The organism is Spiroplasma helicoides (assembly GCF_001715535.1).
Lineage (GTDB): Bacteria > Bacillota_I > Bacilli_A > Mycoplasmatales > Mycoplasmataceae > Spiroplasma_A > Spiroplasma_A helicoides.
In genome coordinates this window covers 287,136-309,790 of sequence record NZ_CP017015.1, presented here as the reverse complement: position 1 = coordinate 309,790, position 22,655 = coordinate 287,136, and the positions used below count along the sequence as shown (strand labels likewise).

The window sequence follows — 22,655 nt, the reverse complement described above, 5'->3', positions numbered from 1 at the left end:
TAAACCATTTTAGTGATAAATTAGCAAAATTATATGGTAAAATATTGTTATCTAAGATTTTGGAGGAATTACAATATGGCAGAAAACAAGCAATTTCAATCTGTATTAGATTTTAGACCCCAGTTTGAAAACATCATGGATGCACTAGTCCCTGATATACAATTTTCTTATTCAGCAATTATGAACAATGCAACAATCCAAACATACTTTAATATGATTTGTATGGAATACTATGGGTATGAATATTTCCAATTATTAAGACTTAATAAATTAGAGTTAAAATTAAGTGAAAGAACATTAAACTTAACAATTCTTGAAATTGTTTACAATATTGTCACTCAAATTGTTGCTAGAAAATGAAGATATTCTGAGTATATTGCATACGATATGTATATTTTACCTTTACGTATCAAAAAATACATTAATGCAATGAACTACAAATTTATTGAAGCAGATATCGCTAATAATAAAAGGGTTTTAAAATTAGTTAGTCAACCTACAAGAATTATTACAGAAGAAATTATTGATGTATATCATGATGACAAAATAAACAACATTATTTATCAATTTAGATCATCTGCAAAAGAAGATTTAGAAAAAAAATTAGCATTATTTAAAAACTTAACTTTATTTGTTCGTGATGCAGAACCTTTAATCAATCAAAAATTAGGTATAGAATTTGGAAAAGCATTTATAAAAGATTTAGATACACTTGATAAATACAATCCAAGTACATTAAATGAAAAAGAAAAAAAACATATTATGAAAGTAATAGATGATTTATTCAATATTAATCTTATAGTTCTATTATATATGTCAGATTCGATGAAAGCTGGAGCATGAGTTAAAATAAGAGAAGCAGAAAACCGTAGACTTGAACTTCAATTGACACAAAAAACAATTGAAGAAGCAAACAGAAGATTGCAAGCTATCAAAAAAGAATCAGAGGAAATCAAAAAAATTGCAACTAGTGCTGCTAATATCAAAAGTAAAAGTAGTTCAAAACCTGCTGCAAAAAGAAAATAATAAGTATAAAACAATATAATTCTCTAGTTTATACAATTAGTATAAAGTAGAGAATTTTTTATATAAAAATGACTTTTTAAAAAAGACTTTTAATTTATATCGCTTGTTTTGTTGATGATAACACAATTTCTTTTAAAGAAACATTTTGTGGTAGTGAGTACGCGTAAAAAATAACGTCTGATACTTCTTTAGCTGTTAAACCTCCTTCTAAAGCACTTTTTCACTCATGATATTTTTCAAGAACATCAGGATTTACTGTTGTAGATAATAATTCTGTATCAACAAGAGCAGGAGCGATAGTCAGAACTCTTACATTAAAAGGTGCTAATTCTTTTCTCGCAGATTCACTAATTGCATGAACAGCAAACTTTGTCCCATTATAAACTACTCTATTTTCACTTGTGTATCTTCCAGCGACACTACTTACGTTTATAATTGTTCCAAAGTTATTTTCTTTCATTTTTGATAAAACAATATTCATTCCATTTAAAACACCTTTTACATTAATATCTACCATATCATGTTGCGTTTTTAAATCCAAATTGTAAATTTTATCAAGTGGCATAATACCTGCATTATTAATTAGACAATCTACATCTCCATATTCTTTTTGTGCTTGATTAACAGCTGTTTGAAATGCATCAAAATCTCTCACATCAACTGATTTACAAATTACATTCGGTAGTTTTAACTCTTCAATTAAATTTACTCTTCTAGCTAAAAGTAATAATGGGTATCCTTCGCCTGAAAACTTGATTGCCAATTCTTTTCCAATACCAGATGAAGCACCTGTAATAACTATTAGTTTTTTCATCACTATCACCTATCTAAAATTCATTCCACCAAAGTTTGGCATTCTTCCTTGTTTAAATTGTTTTGCCATGTCTAAAACTTGCTTTTTCCCTTTGTCAAATTGATTTAATAAATCATTATACTCTTTTTCAGTTCTTCCCGAACCTTTTAAAATTCTTTGTTTTCTTGTAATGGCTTTTAAAATTCTTGGATCTCTTCTTTCTTTTAAAGTCATTGAGTTCATTAAAATTTCAGCCACATAAAGTCTCTGTTGTGCTTGCTCGATTTGTTGCTCTGAGATTCTTCCGTTCATTCCAGGAACTAACTTCATAATCCCACCAAGATTACCCATTTTTGCTAACTGTCCCAGTTGATTTCTTAAATCTTCTAAGTCAAATTGACCAGCAAACATTCTTTTCATTGTTTTTTCCATTGTTCTTTGGTCAACAACATCCGCTGCTTTTTCAAACAATGTATCAACATCACCCATACCAAGAATTCTATCAGCCATTCTTTTTGGGTGAAATTCTGCAAGGGCACTAATACCTTCACCTTCACCAATAAATTTAATTGGTAATCTAGTAATATCAGTAATTGAAAGAGTTGCTCCCCCTCTTGCATCACCATCAAGTTTTGTGACAATTACTCCACTCAATTTAAGTAAGTTATTAAATTCTTGACTAACATTAATAATATCTTGACCTGTCATTCCATCAACTGTCAAAATAATTTCTTGAGGTGAGACTTCTTTTCTAATATTATTTAATTCATCCATTAATTGTTCATCGATTTGTAAACGTCCAGCAGTATCTAAAATAATAACATCATATCCATTTTCTTGTGCAAAATCAACAGCATCTTTTGCTGTTTGAACTGGATTTTGTTTACCTTTTTCAAAAGAGTTTAGACCATTTTTTTGCCCTAATTCCACTAATTGATCAATAGCACCAGGTCTATAGATATCTAATCCTACCATCAGAACTTTTTTCTTATGTTTTTTTTGAATTAAGTGCGCTAGCTTACCTACAGTTGTTGTTTTACCAGCCCCTTGTAACCCAACCATCATTATTATCGAAGGTTTTTTATTGATTTCTAAAGGTGTATTTACTTTCCCTAATATTTCAACAAGTTCATCATGAACTATTTTAACCATTTTTTGATCGGCTCTAACTCCCGATTCAATAAATGTTCCAACTGCTTTTTCTTCAACTTTTTTAATAAATTTTTTAACTACATCAACGTTAACGTCGGCTTCTAATAGTGCTAATCTAATTTCTCTTAAGACATCTTTTATATTATCCTCAGTTAATGTTGTTTTTTTAAGATTTTTTTCAATACTTTTTTTCATTCTACCTGCTAAAAAATCTCCAAATCCCATATTGACATCTCCCATCTCTAAATTCTTTATTTATTATAGCATAATAAAAAAATTGATATTAAAGTTGAGAATTGAAACTAATTTATAAAATTACCATATTCATATTTACCAGTAGATTGCTTGTCAAAAATCACTTTTAAAACTTCTATTGATTTAGTCCCTTTAAATTTTGAAATGGTAAATTTTTTTCCATCAGGAAACTCTAATTCCAAAATTGTTTTATCTAAATAAATTGAAAAATTTTTAGCATTTTTGACATCATAATCGACATCAAATGTTCTTGTTTTATAAAATTCTTCGTTTTTATTAACAAAATAATCTTCAACAGATCTATTAATAATAGCTTGTTTTTTCTCAAAGTCTAAATTAATTTTTATTTTGTAATAATTATCCCCAATTTCAAATACTATGCTGTTATTTTTTAAATTATTTAAATTAATACTAAATTTTTCAAAAGCATTTTTTATAATAATTTCCTTTTGATTAATAAAATCATCACTTTTAATATTTGCGTTTTTTTCAATAAAATCAGTATCTAAAGCTAAAATTTTGTTAGAGCTGCTTGACTTTCTTCTCAATTTTAAAATTCTTGCTAAAGACATATTTCCAACTCTACCATCATTTGGTTGGTAATTCAAATAATTTCAATTACCAATCCATCCCCCACATATCAATTCTTTTAAATTAGTGTTTGAAAAACTTTTTTTAAAATAATTAGCCGCATAAAAATCAGGACCATAATCTAATCTGACAATAGGTTGATCAACATCTTTTTTAAATGTAAAATTTTCATCAATTTCTCCGATAGTATAATATGTTCCACTGGATAAGTCATCTTTATCTACTCCTCAACCACCATTTCCACCATAAAGTAAAACTCACTTTTTAGTTTCTTCACCTTCAACTTTAAGTTGATATAAATTTGGACACTCAAGCATTGGATGACTTGCTTTATAATTTCCTTTTTTTACATACCCTTCGGTAGGATAATCAGATACTCAAACACCAAAAAATTCGTTCTGAGCTATATACATAATATACTTGCCATCTTTTACAAAAAAGAATGGGTCTCTGAAATCACCTCCGTTAACTTCTTGATGAACACTTATTATTGGGGTTTGCTGTATAGGTAAAAAATTATATCCCCCATCAGTTGAATAGTAACCTAAAATGTTTTGCTCGTTTTTTGCAAACGATGAAGCCATTACTATTATTGTGTTTTCTCCATAACCAAAATAATTATTTCTATCTTCATAAACTGTTCCTGATGAAATATCATCATAACTTGTTAGATTATTGTTTAAAGCTACACCAATATAATTAAAATTGACTCAATCCTGTGTTGTTATGTGATATAAAACGGTACCATATTTGTCAAATTGCATACCAAAATGATTATTTGAATATTTAGAGTTATATAGAATATACAGATGCCAAATTCCATCTCTATAAAATCCTCCTTGAATGTCATTCATCAATCCTTTGGTTGGCGTTTGTAAATGAAATGAATTTGTATATCTATCTTCAAACCGGTTTTTATAATTTATAGATTTTATAATTGTTGACCAAAAACAAAATCAAATACTAAAAAAAGAAATTATACATAAAAGTTTTTTCATAATAAACCTTTCTAAATACTTATAAAAAAATCTAACTTGCGTTAGATTTATTATAATTGATAATATTTTAGAATATTACTTGATTGATTTTTAGTTTCTAAGTACATATCTTCAGTATTATCACCGCTTACAAACTTAAGCATTGTGTAAACTTTTCCATCTGGAAGTTTTAACTCCAATATTGTTTTATCTAAATAAATTTCAATATTTAGTTTTTTTGATATTCTTTCTAAATCCAGTTTAAAAGTTCTTGTTTTTTTAAATTCTTCATCACCATTTACAAAAAAATAATCAATAGATCTATTTACAGTTGTAACCTCATTTTCAAAATCTAATTTAACTTCCACTTTGTAATTACTATCACCGATTACAAGATTTATAGGACCTAGTTTTTCATCATTTAATCCCATTTCAAAAACTGCTTTATAATATGTACCATTCAAATGTAAATCTTTAACTAATTTTTGCCCGGATAAATATTTATTATTAAGGGTTTCGTTTTTATTTCCAAAACCTTGGTATGTTGTTATAAATTCATAGTTTGGTTTTTTTGCGTCTCCAAAATTTTTCAATTTTATTTCTCTGACTAGAGACATATTACCAAGTCTCCCATCATTAGGAATTGCAAAGTTGTATGCTCAATTGCTTACTCATGCCGATGTATAAAGAGATTCTAAGTCTGTATTTTTATAACTTTTATTCATAAATTTTGCAGCATAATAATCAGGTCCAAAATCAATTCTTTTTGATTTTTGGTTTTTATCTGGTGTAAAAACGAAATTTTCATCTAACTCGCCGACCTGATAATAGCTTCCAGTAGATAAATCATCTTTATCTACTCCTCAACCCCCATTTCCACCGTAAAGTAAAACTCATTTTTTAGTTTCTTCACCTTCAACTTTAAGTTGGTATAAATTTGGACATTCAAGCATTGGATGACTTGCTTTATAATTTCCGGTTTTTTTGTATCCACTTGTTGGCTTGTCTGAAACTCAAACCCCAAAACTATCATCTTCTGCAATGTATAAAATAAATTTATTATCTTTTACAAAAAAATATGGATCTCTAAAATTTTCATTTTCATTAGCATGTGGATTTCACAAGATTGGTTCAGGTATTATATCTTGAAATTTGTAACCTCCATCAACCGAATAAAACATCATTATGTTTTGCCCTTGATCGCTATATGACGTAGTTATTGCTATAATAGCGTCGCTTCCATATCCAAAATAGTTTTCTTTATCTTCATAAAAAGTCCCTGATGCTTGATCTCCATATGGTGTTGTGTATTTAGGAACAGCAGGACCTTCATAGCTTCAATTAATTCAATCTGTTGTTGTAACATGATATCAAACAGAACCAAATTTTCCGTGATTGTAACCATATTTATCAAATATTCCATCCGCATTTTGTAAAAAATAGACATGTCATTTTCCATCTCTATAAAATCCGCCTTGAATGTCATTCATCATACCAGTAGTAGGGTTCTGTGCATGAAATTTGTTACTGTATTTAATATTATCTATTTCTGGTAATTTATAACGATCCTCTTTCAATGGAGTTGTGCACGAACTTACACTTATAGCTGTAATAGAAGATAAATTTATTGCTAGTAAAAATTTTAATATTTTTTTCATAAACTACTCCTTTTTATAATTGATAGTAATCATATTCCAAACTAATATCAGTTGAAGATTCTAATTTTACTTTTTCAGCTTCTTTTTCACTTGGGAATTTAACCATTGATATAGTAGTTCCATCTGGCATTATTGCTTCGATTGTAGTTTTATCAACTATAAATTGAATTTTTGCACTATCTAAATTATTTAAATTTGCTTGATACTTTCTTAATTGCGTAAACCCACCATTATTTTTAAGAGGTTCAAAAATTGTAGATCTTTGTGTAGAAATAGTATTATTTGCATAATTTATTTGTAACTTGTTCATAAATGAATCATCACCAAAACTTATATTACTAATATTATTTTTAATATTTTTAAAGTTTAAATCTATTTTGTAACTTCCACCTTTTAAATGATTATTTTTTAAATCCTTTTCACTACCTGATGAAGTTTTTTGTAAATTATCTAATCCTAAAAATTGTGACTGAATATAATATTTATCTTCAGTTTCAACAAGTTTTATTTCTCTAGCTAAAGACATATTACCTCATTTGCCTTCATTTGGTACCATTCTATTGTAATCTCAACTACTCATTCAGCCAGTCCCTATTAAATGATCATTTATATCATCTTTGCTACTTTTGTCTTGCCAAAATTTAGCAGCATAAAAATCAGCACCAAAATCAAGTCTTTTAGCTTCCTGTTCTTCTACAAAAACACCTTTATCATCAAGGTGACCAATACTGTAGTATGTACCTGTTCCTAGTTTATCTACTTTATTGGGTTGGTCATTTTCATTGTTTCCATTACCACCATAAATAAAAACTCATTTTTGATTATTTTTATCACCATTAACATTTAATTTATAAAGTAATGGACATTCTACCATTCCATGTAATGGTTTATATTCTCCAATTTTTTTATAATTTCCTAATGGTGTTTCAGATTCATATACACCAAATTTATCTGTTTCTGAAATATACAAATAAAACTTCCCATCTTTTTTCAAGAAAAATGGATCTCTAAAATCTGGATATGTTCCTTCTTCTTTACCATTTTTTAAAATTGGTTCTTTTTGTATCAAATCAAAATCAAAACCATAGTTTTCAGGTTTAGAATAGAACGCCATGATGTTTTGACCTTTTTCTCCACCATATGCGGTTGCAAATGCAACAAAACCGCCTTTTTGATTTTCTCCTTTTAAATTAGAGGGAACTACTGCACCAAAATCTCCATCTACATCTTCATACAAAGTTCCTGCAGCTGCATCTCCTCAGTCATGCCATTTTTTGACAGCTACTCCTTTATATTCTCAATTTATTCAATCTTTTGTCATAACATGATATCACTCAGTACCATTACCACCGACTTGTTCACCTTGTTCATTGTATCTAGCTTCTCAATTATACAAGAAATATACATGTCAATAACCATCTTTAAAATAAGCACCTGATATATCATTTATCATTCCACCTTTGTCTTTTGGTGTTTGAACATGAAATTTATTGCTGAACTTTTCACTAGCAGCAGTCCAATCATTATCATCGATTATGTCTAATTGCTTGGTAACTTCAAAAACTTCTTGTGTTTCAGTTGGTTTTTGACATGATGTTACGGAAGTTAGAGTCGATAAAAACAAGGTAAAACTACCTAACATATTTAATAATTTTTTCATATTTTATTCTCCTATTGTTCAATTGACCATAAAAAAAATATGACCCAAAATTGCAACAAGGTCATTATATATTATTTTTAATAATTAATAAATAAAAATAAAACCTTAAAATTAATATTTTTAAATATACTTTGTCAAGTATACAAAATGTTTTTTATAAGAATGTTTCAACATAGTTTGAAACATTCTTTTTATTTTGTGTCAGATTTAAATAAACATAGGCTGGTGGTGTTTTATGTTTTATCATTATTCTTTCATAATTATAAAATTCTATGTAATTATCAATTGATTTTTCTAAATTTACAAAGTTATTTTGTTTTAGTTTTTGTTTTCATTCTTCTTTTAATGATGAAAAGAAAGTTTCACACATCGCATTATCTATAGAATTACCTGGTCTAGATAACGAAATTATAATATTATTTCTTTTAGCATATCTTTTTGCAAATATAGAAGTATATTGATTGCCATTGTCAGAATGAATTATAAGCTTTTTAGATAAATCTTTTCTGTAAAAAGAAGCCTTTTCAAGCGTTTTTCTATATAGTTCAATATCATTTTTAAGTGATAATTTATGACCAACAATAAAACCAGTATTAGCATCTTTAATAATGCTTAAATAAGCGTACTTTTTATTCAAAGGTATATAAGAAACATCAGTTACTCAACATTCGTTTTTTAAAAATATTGATCAGTTTCTATTGACGTAATTTGGACCATGTGTAATTATTTTAATTTCTTTTGGCTTTCTATACATTTTTTTTACCCTTATAATTGAATATAATTTGAATATTTTCATAATTCTGGCTACTTTGGTTTGACTTACCTCCAAACCTTGATTATTTAGAACAATTCTAATTCTGGGTGACCCATATATTCCATTATTATTTGTAAAAATATTTTTAACTTTAAGAGCTAGATTCATATCAATTTTTAAATCATATTCTGGTTTACCTTTACAGCATCATCTATAATAACTTGCTCTTGTAATTTTAAATAGTTCACATAATGATAAAACAGTGTACTTATTTTTATATTTCTCTATGGTTTTATAGTAATTTATTACTCTTTTTCTGAATCCTCCATTAGTTCATTGAACTTTTTTAAAACTTCATTCTCCATTTCTAGCCATTTTAATTTTTTATTTAATTCTGCTATTTTTTTATCTTTTGGATCTTTTGAATTGATCTTAATTTTACCATTGTGCTTGTTGTGCTTTCCGGTTTTAGAAATAAGTGCAGCTTCTCCATAAATTTCTCAATCTATACACATCCTTCTAGCCGCTGAATAAGAAATATTATATATCACTGATAATTCTTTGTAAGAGATATGCTCATTGAAATGTTTATTCACCAGCTCTTTTTTGGTATTTAAGTCTAAAATTGTTGATTTGTTGCCTTTATGATTTGCCATATAAAAAATTCTCCTTGTATAATTTTATGTTTTTTTTAACATAATGTATACTTAGAGAATTATATTTAAAATTAATATTTTAAGGTTTTATAATTCATCAATTCAAAAACAATCGTATTCATCAAAAAAGCATTTACAATCACAAAGTCCGTTACCGCAAACTCACTTATTACATTCATGGCATTTTTCTGGAATATTTATTAATGGTTTAAAATTTAAATCAATTAGTTTTGCAAAACCTTCATATATTTGGATAAAAAACATATCATTTTTTATTTCTTTATTAACTCCCAATATTTCATTTTTGCAATCATAGCACTTCACAATATTGTTTCCGCCTAATAATTTTTCACTTGAAAAAGAGCGCTTAATTTCAGTTTCTATGCAATTTGGCAAATTAGCTCAGTTTTTACTAATATATTTTTGTGCTTGATATACTTTATTACTTTCCAGAGATGAAATAACTAACTGCAAGTCTTTTTGGTATTCATCTCATACATCCCTTCTCATAAACAAAAGCATCACTTCCTTTATTATTTATATTATATCATAAATCATATTATTATACACTATAAGAGTGCAAAATAAACAAAAAAAATTAAAATTTACTAAATTATACATTTGATAATATATTTGTTATCATAAACCTAGGTATAATAATTATTTAAATTTAATAAATAATTTATTTGATTGATACTTTATTAAAATAGAAAAACTTTTTTAACTAAAAAATTATTTAGTGGCTAAATTTTGTAAAATATAACTACTTAGAAAGAGAAAAAATAAATATGAGCAAAGTAGCAATAATTATTGATTCCGCCTCAGGAGTTAAAGATCTATCAAAATATAAAGATACTTACTTAGTGCCTTTACTAATCGTCAAAGAAAATGGTTCTTCAATTGATGATGATGAAAATTTTGGAGCAGAACAATTTGAACCTTTATTTGAAGAACAAATACTAAAAACTTCACAGTGCATAACTGGTGTTATGCTAGAAAAATGAGATAACTTGTTAAAAGAGTATGATCATATTATTTGTTTATTAATCTCAAAAGGATTATCCGGACAATATAGCACATTCAAGGTTATTTCGCAAAGTGATGAATATGGTTATAAAGGTAGAGTTCATGTGGTTGATACAAATGGTGTAAGTATGATTCTTGAAAGACAAGTGATGTTGGCTCAAAAACTATTAGGAATGGGAAAAACAGTTGAAGAAACTTGTCAAATAATTGAAGATAAATATGCAAATATAAAAGGATATATAATTCCAAGAAAATTAGATCAGTTAGTAAGAGGTGGTCGAATTTCAAAGGCTGCTGCAAAAATGGCTAAGATGCTTAAAATTACACCAATTCTTTCTTATACAGGAGAAATTGATAAAGAAGGAAAAACAAGAACTTTTAAAAAAGCTGTTGCAACGGCTTTAGATAAAGTTTTAACACATTTACCCAAAAACTATGTTTTGGATGTTACATATTCAAAATGTGATTCTGAGCTATTAAATGATGTTATAAAACTTATTGAAGAAAGAAATATTAAAATAGGATTGGCTGTGCCAATGCCTTATACAATTGTGTGTCACACTGGGTATGAAACATTTGGTTTTTTACCAGATGAAGTATATGAAGAAGACTAAAATTTTGTTTTTATAAATAATAAAAAAAGACTAAGTAAAAATGATGTATTTTACTTAGTCTTTTTTAAATTTTTATAGACTCTCTTCTTTCTCTAATTAGAGTTATATAAATATCACCAGGTGTTTTATTTATTTCTCTAATCTTTTCTTTAATTAAGTAAGTCATATTTTTAAGTTGACTATCTTCAATTATATCAGGGTTAACAATAACTCTTATTTGTCTTCCTGATTGGAATACATAAGCCTTTAAAACACCCTCAAATTTTAAGCAAGCTTCTTCAACATCTTTTAATCTTTCAAAAAATTCATCAGCACTATTATTTCTAGCACCAAATCGCGCAGCACTAATTGTATCTGCTATTGCAGTTATTTCAGCATACACTGATTTTTTTTCAACATCTCCATGATGCGCTTCTATACAATTAACTAAAGTTTCATTCATTTTTAAACGTTTCAATAAGTTGGCTCCAAGTTCAACATGACTACCTTCTTGTTCAAAATCCATAGCCTTTCCAATATCATGTAACAAACCCGCTCTTAATGCAATATCTTCATTTAATTCTAGTGAGTGAGCAATAGATTTTGCGATTTTTGCAACTTCTATTGAGTGTTGCAAAACACTTTGCCCATAACTAAAACGATATTTCAACTTACCTATATTTCTAATAATTTCTTCATCAAAATCAAAAATATTTAAATCTTTAGTGACTTCATAACCTGTTTTTAAAAATGTTTCTTCAATTTTTTGCTCTTCTATAATCAAAGTTTCTTCAATTGCAGCTGGTTGTACTCTACCACTTTTTACTAAAGTATCTAAAGTATTATAAGCAATTTCTCTTCGCAATGGATTAAATGAGGATATAACTATTCTTTTGGATACATCATCAACAACTATATCAACACCACCATATTGCTGAAAAGTTTTTATATTTCTGCCATCTCTACCGATTATTCTTCCTTTTCAAGAATCATCCTCTATTTCAAAAATAGTTGTATTTTTTTCCGTTGCTATTTTAACATGAGATTTTTCCATAGCATCCATTAAAATATTTAAAACTATTTCTTTAGATTGTAATCTGGCTTTTTCTTCTTTTTCTTTAATTTCTTTATAAATATCATCTAGGTACGTATTTTCAACAAAAAGCAATAGCTTTTCTTTTGCTTCTTGAGTACTCATCTGCGATATTTTTTCTAAAACATTGACAACATTATCCACATCCACCAACAACTTATTTTTTATCTTGTTATTTTCAAGTTGTTGTTCTGCAACTCTTCTCTCTCTGATTATTAGGTTTTCAAGATCTTCTTGGTACTTTTCTCTTTTTTGATCAAGTATTTTATTTTCAGATTCTATTTCTATTTTCTTTAAAGAGATAGACTCTTCCATTTCTGTCTTTAAATTTGACACTTCTATTTTAGCTTCAGCTAAAACTTTCATTTTTATTTTTTTTGCTTCGTCTTTTGCTTTTTTCAAAACATGACCACGACGCTTGCTTAACAATAAATACCCACTTAAAATCACCAAAGCAATTAAAAGAACTACTAATATTGTTAATATTATAGGCCATGTGCTATTTTCTATACTATTTGTCATTTAAGTTCCTACCTTCAAGTAGGCTATGGTTGTTGATTTATCAACATAGTTATTATATACCTTTGTTAAGTTGCTTACAAGAATAAAAAAACTAAGTCTAGCCTAGTTTTGAGTAATTATCATGTTTTAATTTTATAAAAGCTAAAACTGTGTAGCTTATTAAATTTACAAAAGGAATTGCAATAGTTGCTTTTGCAACTTTACGTACCTTTTGGTCTACTTGTTGGTTTGAGCTTGGTCTATTTAGATAGTTTGATTTATTGTAAAGTATATAAATTGTTAATAAATGGAACAATATTGCATATAGATAAATTAGCATATTATCATAACTATTTAACATTCCAACAAATATTATTTTCATGCTTACCAAAATACCCAAAGCTAGAAATCCTCCAACCAAAGTAATGAAAATAAATGAATGCAATAGTATAGAAATACTAAAACCTTTACTTGATCTTCCGCATATCATATCAATTAAATTTACTCTATCAAATCTAACTGGCTTGTCAACTGTAATTAAACCTTTTTGAATAGATTTTTTCTTTGAGTAATAAAGCAAGAATCAAATTGGTATGTTTAGTAATGGTAATCAAAACAATGAATAACAACTTACTAAAATAGCTTTATCTTTTTTAACATCTTGCGTTTTAACTTTGAAAAAACTTATAATTCTTAAATTATTTGATGTAGTAGAATAAACAAACATCAATCCTCAAACTACCGCTCATGAGTAAGTGAAAAAATCACTACTCCCAGCTGTTTGACCATTATAAAATAAATAACTTAAAAGAAAAACTAAAAAGAATACTCCTGCAATCATTTGATAAACAAGATATTGTTTATACATAAAATTAAATTCAGGAGGAAAATACTTATTATCAGGATTTGGATTTATATCTCTATTAAAACTATTCATTATTACTCCTTTTATATGTAGATTATACCCTTTCTAATTTTAAAAATAATAAAAAAATCAGTTTGCAACTGATTTAATTATTTTAATAATTCTTGTAACTTATTTTGTATTTCTTTAGCTTTATCTGGGTTTTTTTGCATTCAATCTCTCACAGATTCTTTTCCTTGGCCAATTTTTTCTTCATTATATGAATACCAAACCCCTGCTCTTGTTAATACATTGTATAGTGTTGCTAATTCAATGATTTCAAGGTCTTTTTCAATACCTTTGTTATAAGCAATTGTAATTTGGCAACTTTTGAAAGGTGCCGAAACTTTATTTTTTACAACTTTTAATTTAACTCTTGATGCACTAACTTCTCCATTTGTAGTTATATTTTCACCTTTTCTAACTTCAATTCTAAGTGAAGAGTAGAATCTTAATGCTCTACCTCCAGGAGTGGTTTCAGGATTTCCAAAAATAACTCCTACTTTTTCTCTTAACTGATTTATAAATATAACTGTAGTATTGGTTTTAGAAATTATCCCATTTAATTTTCTTAATGCTTTTGACATCAAACGTGCTTGTAATCCGATTTGTTGATCTGACATCTCACCTTCAAGTTCACTTTTTGGAACTAAAGCAGCAACTGAATCAACAACAACAATTTCCATAGTTCCAGATTTAACAAGCATTTCTAATATATCTAAAGCTTGTTCTCCAGAATCTGGTTGTGCTACAATTAAATTTTCGATGTCCACTCCTAAGTTTTTAGCATATCTTGGATCTAATGCATGTTCAGCATCAATAAATGCAGCTCTACCATTTGCTTTTTGTGCTTCTGCAATAGCATGTAGAGAAAGTGTTGTTTTACCACTTGACTCTGGTCCAAAAATTTCTATAATTCTTCCTTTAGGATAACCACCAATTCCAATAGCTCTATCCAATAAAAAACTTCCTGTAGAAATACAATCGACTATTCCATCAATTTTATCTCCAAGTCTCATGATTGAACCTTTTCCAAAAGTTTTTTCTATATCTTTTAGAACAGCTTTAAATGATGGGTCGTCATAAATATTATTATCCATATTTAAAATCGCTCCTTCATTAATGTTTTTTTCCTCTTTTTTTATCATAATTATTTTCCTCCCATTTATAAAATCGTACAAAGAAAATAATTTTGGTCATTTTTTTTAAATTTCTTTAAATTTATTTAATAAAAAATCAATTGCTTTTATTTTGTATTGCTCTCTTGAAATATCTTCTTTAATAACAAATTCGTAACTATATTGTTTATCTTTTATTGCAAAACCAACATAACTAAGTCCAGTTCTAGGATTACTTTTATCTATTGGAGTTGCAAATCCAGTAAAAGCAAAACAAACATCTGTTTTTAAGATATCCTGAGTATTGTTAAGCATCGCTACTAATGTTTCTAATGAAACTTCACTATGATTTTTAATTATTTGTTCATTGATATTCAACTGCTCAATTTTAAATTCATTTGAATAACAAACATAACCACCCTTAAAGTAATTGCTTGCTCCAGAAATATTTGTAAATGAGTGTGCAAATAATCCGCCTGTAAAAGATTCACAACTAGATAGTGTGTAGTTGTTTTTCTTCAAATAATCTAATAAATAATTCATTATAACAAATCCTTAAAAATCATAGTGAAAAATATTTTTATCATAACCCACGTTCTGTTCGCATAAGCGTATCAACCATCTATCTATCACCAAAAAGGTGATCCAAAAGACTAGTTCGTTTCCCAGCCTCTTAGTTCCTCTACCATAATTTGAGTTTCTTGCTTGTGGAGTTTACCCGTTCCATTTCACTATTTCTAGCTAATCGTCTCTGTGGCACTTTAAAGATGTCGCCATATGAAAAATCACTTAGGCTTCATACAAGTCATCACCATAAAATGGTGCCTAGAGTTATTTTATTCCTCTAGCACAATCACTACATTCATCACAGAATGTGCAAGCGTGGAGTTTCCTCTGTATTATTTTGCAAATACAGCGATTGATTCAAAAAATACTTTCACTTACTTATTGTACACTATTATTTATCAAAATTCTTTTTTTCCAGGTTTGATATTCTTTGGAGAATTTGAGCACTGCTCAATCCTTCTCTAGATAAAGCTTCTTGTTGTTCTTTTGTAAGTTTTAAAACACCTCTAGTTTTTGCAAGTTCTTCTTCTAAAACTTCGTTTCTTTTTAATAAAGCAGCTTTTTCTTCTTCAAAATTTTTTTTCATTTCTTCAAATACTTTGTAATCTTCTAAAATAACATCTAAAAAAGCATCAACTTCTTCAACTTTATAGCCCTTGTATTCAATGTCAAAATCTTTGTTTAAAATGTCATTATTTGTCAATTTTATGTAATTTGCCATAATTGAGCCCCCTTAGTTTTAATTATAATGAATAATCATCAAAATACAAACTCATAATTTGTTTAAAATTTTTGACAATAAACTAATTTAGTAAACGATTTTATAATTGAGGTGATTTTATGATTATTAAAAATAAAGGAATGTTTTTAGAAACAATATTGAATAACTCTGTTGATTACTTACTTGAAAGAAAACTCCTTATACAAAAAATACCTATAAACAACTCTTTAATTAGTGTTGAAAACAATGTCATTAAAGCAAAATTAGATAAAAATAATTTTTGTGATTACATCGGTATTTACAAAGGTTCTTACTTAGAGTTTGAAGCTAAAGAAACAAGTTTAGATCACTTTAGTTTTTCAAATATAAAACAAAACCAAATTGATAAGCTAAATCAGATTAAAGAACTTATGGGTATTAGTTTTTTAATCATATATTTTCATAAATATAATGAGTTTTTTGGTATTTCATTAGAAGAGGTTAAAAATTATAAGAGTAAAAAAATACCCTATTCTTGGTTTAAAGAATTTGGGTATAAATTAGAATTTGATAAAATACATTTAAATATTGTTCCTTATATTAATCATTTAATCAGTTGTATCTAGTTAATTTTAAAGTTTTTGTTTTTGCCAGATAATTATCTAATTCTTTTACTAATCCTGTAAAATCTTTAATTTTTTTCTCAGTTATTAATGAAACCATTTTAGTTTTTGAAAGTCCTTTTTTAACATAATCTTCTATTATTGCCACTTCTTCAGCAGACAATTTTATTGACATAAGTTGTTCAACAAAGACAAATTTCTTATCATGACTGAAACTTGCTGATTCTTCTTCTAGTTTAAAAATTAATTTATTGAAAAGTGGTAAAAGATCTAATTGAGTTTTTTTACCAACTTGCTCAATACTAATTAAACCATCAACAAGTAATTTACTAATTTCTTGTTCTATTAAATCTTTTTCTATAGACATATATTTAGCTATCTCTGATGGAGTAAAGTTTTTTTGTTCATCATTTGATAATTCCATTATTATTAATATTATTGCTAATTGATTTTCGTTTATTGAAAGTTTTGAGTAGTTTAAGATTAAAAGAGTTCTTTTGCTAATAATTCCTGCTTTGAATAAATGAAACATTTATTTCTATCAATTTTCCAAAATAAAAGTTGCTCCTGCAACTTTTTATATAAATGTAACTAAATTATTTAGCTACTGCTTCTTTAAGTTGTTTTGCAACTTTAAATTTAGCAACTTTTGTTGCAGGAATTTGAATTTTTGCACCAGTAGATGGATTAACACCTTCACGTGCTGCTCTCTCAGCTGAAACAAATTTTCCAAAACCGGCAATAGCCACTTCTTCTTGTTTAACTAAGCTTTGAGTAATAGTGTCAAATATAAATCCAACCATTTTTTCTGCATCACTTTTTGATGTGTTGAACTCTGATGATAATTTTTCAGATAATTCTTTTTTAGTCATGTTATATCTACCCCTTTAATCTATACTACCTTTGCATTCTTAAAAATATCATTAATAAGTATGCTAGGCTTAGACTTATTATATAGTATTCTATACATTATTTCAAATAAAGGGCAAGAAATTTTATGTTTTTTGATTATTTTATAGGCTATTTCACAAGTTTTGACACCCTCAACTGTATTTTTATGGAACCTAAGAACAGAATTTGCATCATCATTTTCTGCTATTTGAACTCCTAATGAGAAATTTCTTGATTTTATTGAGCTAGCTGTTAGAATTAAATCTCCTAATGTTGCAAAATTCATAAATGTTTCTATTTTTGCACCAAACTCTTTTGCTATAACGAACATTTCTTGATGACCAATTGTGATCAATGAAGCTTTCGCATTATCAGCGGCACTAAATCCAAATAAAATACCACTTGCAATAGCTACGGTGTTTTTTAAAGCGGCCGCAACTTCACAACCAACCACATCAGATGTAGCTCTTACAACAAAATAATCATTTGAAAATAATTCTGCTATATATTTAGCAATTTCAATATCTTCATTACAGCTCATTATGCATGTTGGTTTTCTTAAAAGTACCTCAGAAGCAACTGATGGACCATAAATAGCACCATAGCTTTTCATAACCCCTGAATCTTTAAGTCTATTTTTTATTCTTTCACTTAATAAACCTAGATTTTCAGCGTCTAATCCTTTTGCAACATTGATTATGTGCATCTCTCTTTTACCATATTTGATTATATTATCAATTGCATCATCAATAGCGAAAGTTGGAGTAGATAATATTACAATTTCAGCATTTTCCATAGCTTCACTAAAATCCATGGTCGCTTTGATTGATTCATTTATTAAAAGGTCATGAAAAAACCTCGTATTTAGGTGGTTATTATTAATATCTTTAACTTGCATTTCATCAATTCCAAACATCAAAACATCATGTCCATTGTCTGATAAAACATTTGCTAGAACAGTACCATATGCTCCAGTACCTATTATAGCTATTTTTGCTTTCTTCATATTTAAATCTATTTCCTTTCTCGAAATATAATAGATATTGGAACACCACTAAAATCAAACTGAGCTCTAATTTGGTTTTCTAAAAATCTCTTATAAGAAAAGTGAACATAACTCGGGTTATTTACAAAAAGCACAAAAGTTGGTAAATAAGCTTCTACTTGAGATGCATAATATATTTTCAGCCTACCTCCATTGTGGTTTGGGGCTGGGTTTATTAATTGTGCTCTATTGAAAATTTCATTTAAAATACTTGTTCTAATGCGCTTCTTAATATTAGTTTTAACAAGTTCTACTAGGTCAAAAATTTTATTTATTCTTTTCTTTTCTTTTGCAGAAATAAAAATAATGCTTGCATAACTTAAATACTTAAAGTATGCTTTTATTTCTTCTTCTTTTTTCTTTATCGTATTTGAATCTTTGCTCACAAGATCTCACTTGTTGCCTACTATTATTATAGGTTTATTTTCTTCAAATGCAAACCCACCAATATTTGTATCTTGATCACTTATTGAAACACTTGCATCAAGCATTAACAATACAATATCTGCTTTGTTGATTGAAGTCATTGATCTCAAATAACTATACTTTTCAACAGTTTCATAAATTCTACCTTTTTTTCTCATTCCAGCAGTATCTATTATTACATAGTTTTTTCCATCAACTTTGATCTTGGTATCTACACTGTCAATTGTTGTTCCAGCAATATCAGAAACTATCATTCTTTCTTCATTTACAAGTGCATTTACAAGACTAGATTTACCAACGTTGGGACGACCTACGATTGCAAGTTTAGTCTCTTCATCTAAATTGTTTTCTGCAAACTTTGGAAGTTGCTCTAAGATTTTGTCTAGCAAATCACCAATACCAATTCCATGAGATGATGAAATTAAAAATGGTTCTCCAAATCCTAAAGACATAAAAGCATATGATTCATCAAACTTTTCTTTTTTATCATATTTATTTGCAACCAAAATAACTGGCTTATTAGTTTTATAAAGTATTTTGGCAACCGCCTCATCTTCAATTGTGATACCCTCACGAAAATCAAGTGTAAAAATGATAACATCAGCTTCTTGCATAGCTATCTCAGCTTGCATTCTAATTTGAGCTGAGAATTCAGTGTCTTGAATAGTGATACCTCCTGTATCAACTATTATAAAATTTCTGGTTAGTCACTCAGCTTTACCATACATTCTATCTCGAGTTACACCCGGTTTATCTTCAACAATAGCTTTTTTTTCTTTTATTATTCTGTTAAAAAGAGTAGATTTACCAACGTTTGGCCGTCCTACAATTGCAACAACACCTTTTCTTGCCATAAATTCTACTCCTTTTTATAAATAATTGTTTATTTTATTTTCAATGCTATTGATAACTTCTTCTAGTGTCATATTACTTGTGTCAATAACAATTGCATCTTTAGCAATTTTTAAAGCACCAACAGATCTGCCTTTGTCTGCTAAATCTCTTTTTATAACACCATCTAGAATATCTTCATAAACATTTGGTTCAATATTATTTTTTTGATTTTGCAAAAATCTTCTTTTGGCTCTTACTTCTGGTGAACAGTCAAAATAAAGTTTTATATCTGCTTCAGGTAAAACCACAGTTGTTATATCTCTACCAACCATAATAACTCCACCACATAATGCCATTTGCTTTTGCATTTCGACCATTTTTTCCCTTACTTTTGGAACAACTGAAATATAAGAAATATTTTTAGTGACATCATAATCTGATAGATAAGCTGTGTAATCTTTATTTCGCACAAAAATTTTTTCATCGTCTTTATAAATACAATCAAACTCTTCAAGTTTTTTTAGTATATCATTTGTATTTAAAAAATCAATCTTTTCATTTATACAAAATTTTGTAAATGCTCTATACATTAAACCTGTATCTATAAATTTAAAACCCAGGTTTTTTGCTACTATATTCATAACTGAGCTTTTCCCACTACTAGCAGTACCATCAACAGCTACATTAATTTTTTTGTTCATTTTTATACTCCTCTATATAGCAAAAGGTATTGAAATAGATAAAATCATTAAAATAAACATTGAGAAAAATACTCAAGTTATATTTTTAAATTTCTTTTTTCTATTATAAATTTGTCATCTTTTCAATACTTCTTTTTGACTTTTTTCCATATTTAAGTCTGCTTCACGTATCATTTGAAAAGTATTTCTTTTATCTTTATTTCTAACTTGTTGAATAGTTGTCATTGAAATATCATGTGTTGGATTTTTTCGATTTTGTTGTTTTGATTGAAGCCTTTTAATATTTTCAACAAAAACCTTTTCGTTTTTTACTAAATTATTATAGTATGTAATATACTTTTGACTTTTCAACTCATATTCTTCATTTTCTTTAGTTTCTTTTGAATTTCTCTCTACAACTTTTGGTTTAATTTTTTTTAATTCTTCTATTTCTCTTCTAATATCGTATTTGATATCCTCAGATAATAAACTATTTGATCTATCTTTATCTAAATAAGGTGTATCTAATTCATGTTTTTGATCAAACACTTCAAGTTTTCTTTTAAAAAAGTCAGCATCAATAACTTTTAATCTTTCAAATATTGAAAATATAAGTCTTTTTTCATCTAGGGTTTGCTTTTTATTTGCTATTTCTTCTCTGACTTTATTGTGAAGGTTTTTATTCTTTTCAGTTCTAGTCATTGATTTCATGTTTTCGCCCCTATCAACTTTATTATTATAAATTATTATATATAGAAAATAGAATATTTGTTATCATTATATTGTTAGGAGATAATATAATGAAAAAAACTTGAATAGATAAATCAATGTGCATAGGTTGTGAAGCATGTGTTAGCATTGATGAAGATGATATATTATTTATGGACGAAGATGGATTGGCAGAAGCTAAGGAAAATGATAAAGAATTAATTAATTGCCAAATGGTTTGTCCTACTGGCGCTGTTAAAATTGGAGAAGATAAATAATTGAGAGTTTGTTTAAGCTCTTTTTTTGTTTTAAATAAAAAACCTTTATTAAAAGGTTTAAAATTCTTTGTTACTTTTTTGTTTAAATGATTCTTCTCTTAATTGGTCATAGATATTTTGTTCAAATTTTTTAGTACCATTTATAACTGCCAATAAAGGTTGATCTCCTATTTTTGTTGGTAATTGCATTGTATCTCCAAAGTATTTATCAATACCTTTAATTAATGCTGTACCTCCACATAATGTAATACCATTTCTAAAGATATCTCCGGCTAGTTCAGGAGGAGTTTCTTCTAATACTCTAACAGTTAAATCAATTATTTTTGCTATAGAGATTTTTAAAACTTCTCTTATTTCTTGAGGAGAAATCTCTACTTCACGAGGTAAGCCAGAAACCACATCTCTACCATATATTTTCATAGATCTTTCATCAGGATATTTTGCCAATGAGCCCATTTTCACTTTAACTGTTTCAGCGGTTTTGATTCCAATTTCCATTCCTCTTTGTGATCTTACAAATTTCAAAATTTCTTCATTTAATACATTTCCAGCAATTTTAATTGATTTTGAAATAACAATATCACCAGATGCAATGACAGCAACGTCAGTTGTTCCTCCTCCCATATCAATTATTAATTGTCCAGAAGGTGAATTTATATTAACTCCCCCTCCAAGGGCTGCCATTTTTACTTCTTCTTCAATATAAACTTTTGAAGCCCCTAAACTATAAGCTATTTTTTCTAATGCTTTTTTTTCAAGATCAGTTATTAATGATGGACAAGCCAAAAGCATAACACTTCCTTTTAACAATTGTTGAATTCTTAGTTTTGCAAATATATGGTTTAGTTGTGCTTGTGTAGCTTTTACATCAGTTATTACTCCGTCAACCATTGGTCTAACTATTCTTAAGTTTTTATTTGCTTTACCAATCATTTTATAAGCATCTTCACCGACTGCTACTATTTTATTTTCTTTTATCTTATATGCCACAATTGATGGTTCATTATATACAATACCTTGTTTTGAAACATAAATTAATGTATATGCTGTTCCTAAATCTAATGAGACAAATAATGGTTTTTTTGCCATACTTGATACCCCCTAATTATACGTAATTAAAAAATATGTCATAACTACAAACTCATT

At 27.6% G+C, this 22,655-nt stretch carries 24 protein-coding genes and 1 other RNA gene; 4 read left to right on the top strand and 21 right to left on the bottom strand.

Features of this window, described 5'->3' with window-relative positions:
- The first annotated feature begins 75 nt into the window (after window positions 1-75).
- On the top strand, window positions 76-1,026 hold the full coding sequence (locus SHELI_RS01480; RefSeq protein WP_069116022.1) for a hypothetical protein: 951 nt from the start codon (window positions 76-78) through the stop codon (window positions 1,024-1,026).
- Window positions 1,027-1,120: 94 nt separating this feature from the next.
- On the opposite strand, the gene SHELI_RS01475 is transcribed toward SHELI_RS01480, so the two are convergent.
- The 8 genes from SHELI_RS01475 to SHELI_RS01440 form a co-directional block, all read right to left on the bottom strand.
- Window positions 1,121-1,840 (bottom strand): SDR family oxidoreductase, encoded by a 720-nt coding sequence (locus SHELI_RS01475; protein ID WP_069116021.1) that lies wholly within the window; start codon window positions 1,838-1,840, stop codon window positions 1,121-1,123.
- Between the two features lie 9 nt (window positions 1,841-1,849).
- On the bottom strand, window positions 1,850-3,196 hold the full coding sequence (gene ffh / locus SHELI_RS01470; protein WP_069116020.1) for a signal recognition particle protein: 1,347 nt from the start codon (window positions 3,194-3,196) through the stop codon (window positions 1,850-1,852).
- Window positions 3,197-3,273: 77 nt separating this feature from the next.
- On the bottom strand, window positions 3,274-4,815 hold the full coding sequence (locus SHELI_RS01465) for a glycoside hydrolase family 32 protein (protein WP_069116019.1): 1,542 nt from the start codon (window positions 4,813-4,815) through the stop codon (window positions 3,274-3,276).
- A 50-nt stretch (window positions 4,816-4,865) separates the two neighbouring features.
- Window positions 4,866-6,452, bottom strand: a complete 1,587-nt coding sequence (locus SHELI_RS01460) for a glycoside hydrolase family 32 protein (protein WP_069116018.1) — start codon at window positions 6,450-6,452, stop codon at window positions 4,866-4,868.
- 13 nt (window positions 6,453-6,465) lie between these two features.
- Window positions 6,466-8,112, bottom strand: coding sequence for a glycoside hydrolase family 32 protein (locus SHELI_RS01455; RefSeq protein WP_069116017.1), 1,647 nt, complete (start codon window positions 8,110-8,112; stop codon window positions 6,466-6,468).
- 154 nt (window positions 8,113-8,266) lie between these two features.
- The gene (locus SHELI_RS01450; protein WP_069116016.1) at window positions 8,267-9,241 is read right to left on the bottom strand and encodes an IS3 family transposase; all 975 of its coding nucleotides are present in this window, start codon (window positions 9,239-9,241) and stop codon (window positions 8,267-8,269) included.
- Window positions 9,172-9,522 carry a helix-turn-helix domain-containing protein gene (locus SHELI_RS01445; RefSeq protein ID WP_069116015.1) on the bottom strand — a complete coding sequence of 117 codons (351 nt, stop codon included), beginning with the start codon at window positions 9,520-9,522 and terminating at the stop codon, window positions 9,172-9,174. The genes SHELI_RS01450 and SHELI_RS01445 overlap by 70 nt, the downstream gene beginning before the upstream one ends.
- 87 nt (window positions 9,523-9,609) lie before the next feature.
- Window positions 9,610-10,038, bottom strand: a complete 429-nt coding sequence (locus SHELI_RS01440; RefSeq protein WP_232306385.1) for a hypothetical protein — start codon at window positions 10,036-10,038, stop codon at window positions 9,610-9,612.
- A gap of 272 nt (window positions 10,039-10,310) precedes the next feature.
- On the opposite strand from SHELI_RS01440, the gene SHELI_RS01435 reads away from it, so the two are divergent.
- Complete coding sequence (locus tag SHELI_RS01435) at window positions 10,311-11,162, top strand: DegV family protein (RefSeq protein ID WP_069116013.1); 852 nt, start codon at window positions 10,311-10,313, stop codon at window positions 11,160-11,162.
- A 64-nt stretch (window positions 11,163-11,226) separates the two neighbouring features.
- Here the strand turns inward: SHELI_RS01435 and SHELI_RS01430 are convergent, their stop codons facing one another.
- The 6 genes from SHELI_RS01430 to SHELI_RS01405 all read right to left on the bottom strand — a co-directional run bounded on the left by SHELI_RS01430 (window position 11,227) and on the right by SHELI_RS01405 (window position 16,045).
- The gene (locus tag SHELI_RS01430; RefSeq protein WP_069116011.1) at window positions 11,227-12,756 is read right to left on the bottom strand and encodes an Rnase Y domain-containing protein; all 1,530 of its coding nucleotides are present in this window, start codon (window positions 12,754-12,756) and stop codon (window positions 11,227-11,229) included.
- A gap of 97 nt (window positions 12,757-12,853) precedes the next feature.
- Entirely contained in the window at window positions 12,854-13,672 is an 819-nt protein-coding gene (locus SHELI_RS01425; RefSeq protein ID WP_069116009.1) for a hypothetical protein, read from the bottom strand.
- A gap of 77 nt (window positions 13,673-13,749) precedes the next feature.
- Window positions 13,750-14,787: a recombinase RecA gene (gene recA / locus SHELI_RS01420; RefSeq protein ID WP_084449228.1), complete on the bottom strand. Its 1,038-nt coding sequence runs from the start codon at window positions 14,785-14,787 to the stop codon at window positions 13,750-13,752.
- 57 nt (window positions 14,788-14,844) lie between these two features.
- Window positions 14,845-15,300, bottom strand: a complete 456-nt coding sequence (locus SHELI_RS01415; RefSeq protein WP_069116007.1) for a CinA family protein — start codon at window positions 15,298-15,300, stop codon at window positions 14,845-14,847.
- A gap of 38 nt (window positions 15,301-15,338) precedes the next feature.
- Window positions 15,339-15,688: RNase P RNA component class B (gene rnpB / locus SHELI_RS01410), an RNA gene on the bottom strand.
- A 27-nt stretch (window positions 15,689-15,715) separates the two neighbouring features.
- Window positions 15,716-16,045 carry a DivIVA domain-containing protein gene (locus SHELI_RS01405; protein WP_069116006.1) on the bottom strand — a complete coding sequence of 110 codons (330 nt, stop codon included), beginning with the start codon at window positions 16,043-16,045 and terminating at the stop codon, window positions 15,716-15,718.
- Between the two features lie 119 nt (window positions 16,046-16,164).
- Here SHELI_RS01405 and SHELI_RS01400 point away from each other — a divergent pair, with 119 nt between their 5' ends.
- Window positions 16,165-16,650, top strand: coding sequence for a Holliday junction resolvase RecU (locus SHELI_RS01400; protein WP_069116005.1), 486 nt, complete (start codon window positions 16,165-16,167; stop codon window positions 16,648-16,650).
- Here the strand turns inward: SHELI_RS01400 and SHELI_RS01395 are convergent.
- The 6 genes from SHELI_RS01395 to SHELI_RS01370 form a co-directional block, all read right to left on the bottom strand.
- The gene (locus SHELI_RS01395) at window positions 16,625-17,179 is read right to left on the bottom strand and encodes a DnaD family protein (RefSeq protein WP_069116004.1); all 555 of its coding nucleotides are present in this window, start codon (window positions 17,177-17,179) and stop codon (window positions 16,625-16,627) included. The two genes, SHELI_RS01400 and SHELI_RS01395, sit on opposite strands and share 26 nt — an antisense overlap.
- A 64-nt stretch (window positions 17,180-17,243) precedes the next feature.
- A complete protein-coding gene (locus tag SHELI_RS01390) occupies window positions 17,244-17,519 on the bottom strand; it encodes an HU family DNA-binding protein (protein ID WP_069116002.1) in 276 nt (91 codons plus the stop codon).
- 20 nt (window positions 17,520-17,539) lie between these two features.
- Window positions 17,540-18,544 (bottom strand): NAD(P)H-dependent glycerol-3-phosphate dehydrogenase, encoded by a 1,005-nt coding sequence (locus tag SHELI_RS01385; RefSeq protein WP_069116000.1) that lies wholly within the window; start codon window positions 18,542-18,544, stop codon window positions 17,540-17,542.
- 8 nt (window positions 18,545-18,552) lie between these two features.
- Complete coding sequence (gene der / locus SHELI_RS01380) at window positions 18,553-19,863, bottom strand: ribosome biogenesis GTPase Der (protein ID WP_069115998.1); 1,311 nt, start codon at window positions 19,861-19,863, stop codon at window positions 18,553-18,555.
- Window positions 19,864-19,878: 15 nt separating this feature from the next.
- Window positions 19,879-20,544, bottom strand: coding sequence for a (d)CMP kinase (gene cmk / locus SHELI_RS01375; RefSeq protein ID WP_069115997.1), 666 nt, complete (start codon window positions 20,542-20,544; stop codon window positions 19,879-19,881).
- 12 nt (window positions 20,545-20,556) lie between these two features.
- Complete coding sequence (locus SHELI_RS01370) at window positions 20,557-21,234, bottom strand: hypothetical protein (protein WP_069115995.1); 678 nt, start codon at window positions 21,232-21,234, stop codon at window positions 20,557-20,559.
- 89 nt (window positions 21,235-21,323) lie between these two features.
- On the opposite strand from SHELI_RS01370, the gene SHELI_RS01365 reads away from it, so the two are divergent.
- Window positions 21,324-21,509, top strand: a complete 186-nt coding sequence (locus SHELI_RS01365; protein ID WP_069115994.1) for a ferredoxin — start codon at window positions 21,324-21,326, stop codon at window positions 21,507-21,509.
- A gap of 57 nt (window positions 21,510-21,566) precedes the next feature.
- On the opposite strand, the gene mreB is transcribed toward SHELI_RS01365, so the two are convergent.
- Window positions 21,567-22,598 carry a rod shape-determining protein gene (gene mreB / locus SHELI_RS01360; RefSeq protein ID WP_069115992.1) on the bottom strand — a complete coding sequence of 344 codons (1,032 nt, stop codon included), beginning with the start codon at window positions 22,596-22,598 and terminating at the stop codon, window positions 21,567-21,569.
- Between the last annotated feature and the right edge of the window lie 57 nt (window positions 22,599-22,655).